The sequence below is a fragment of the Mesorhizobium sp. M2A.F.Ca.ET.039.01.1.1 genome (assembly GCF_003998035.1).
Taxonomy (GTDB): domain Bacteria; phylum Pseudomonadota; class Alphaproteobacteria; order Rhizobiales; family Rhizobiaceae; genus Mesorhizobium.
Genome location: NZ_RZRY01001358.1, coordinates 1 through 801, shown reverse-complemented (window position 1 = coordinate 801; position 801 = coordinate 1). Strand labels below are relative to the sequence as shown.

Sequence of the window (801 nt, the reverse complement as noted above, 5' to 3'; positions counted from 1 at the left end):
GCCTTCGCCGATGACCACCGAGATCGACGGCACTTTCAGCGAAAGGCAGGCGGAAGTCGAACGTGCGATCGCTTCGGCCTGGCCGCGCTCCTCGGCGCCGACGCCGGGATAGGCGCCGGCGGTGTCGACCAGCGTCAGAAGCGGGATCTTGAAACGGTCGGCCAGTTCCATGAGGCGCACCGCCTTGCGGTAGCCCTCCGGCCGCACCGAACCGAAATTGTGCTTGATGCGGCTTGCCGTGTCCGAACCCTTTTCCTGGCCGATCACCGCCACCGGCTCGCCGCGGAAGCGGGCGAAGCCGCCGACGATCGCCTGGTCGTCGCCGAAATTGCGGTCGCCGGCCAAGGGCGTGAAATCGGTGAACAGCCCTTTGATGTAGTCGACGCAATGCGGGCGGTCGGGATGGCGCGCGACCTGCACCTTCTGCCAGGGGGTGAGCGCCTTGTAGAGGTCGCGCAACGCGTCGCGCGAACGCTTTTCCAGCCGGCTGATCTCTTCGGCGACATCGACCGCCTCGCCGTTCTCGGCAAGCTTCTTCAGCTCGAGGATCTTGAGCTCCAGATCCTGCACCGGCTTTTCGAAGTCGAGGTAGTTGTACATGCTTGAGCGGACCGATCCGTCGGAAGGCGAAATGGCTGGCGGAACCGCTGAAATGCCGGCTCCGGGCGGTGGAACGTCGCCCTCACATAGCGATATGAGGCCTAGTCGGCAAGCGGATGATGATCGTTGACCAGCCGCACCAGCCGCTCCTCCAGCACATGGGTGTAGATCTGCGTGGTCGAGATGTCGGCATGGCCAAGG

General features: G+C 64.4%; 1 protein-coding gene and 1 pseudogene. Both read right to left on the bottom strand.

Translation table 11 applies throughout. From position 1 onward, the window contains the following. On the bottom strand, nucleotides 1–600 hold a 600-nt coding region (locus EOA24_RS39860), incomplete at its 3' end, for a carboxyl transferase domain-containing protein (protein WP_281059949.1). A gap of 101 nt (nucleotides 601–701) precedes the next feature. Then, a pseudogene (locus EOA24_RS39855) lies at nucleotides 702–801 on the bottom strand (recombinase XerD); the annotation flags it as partial.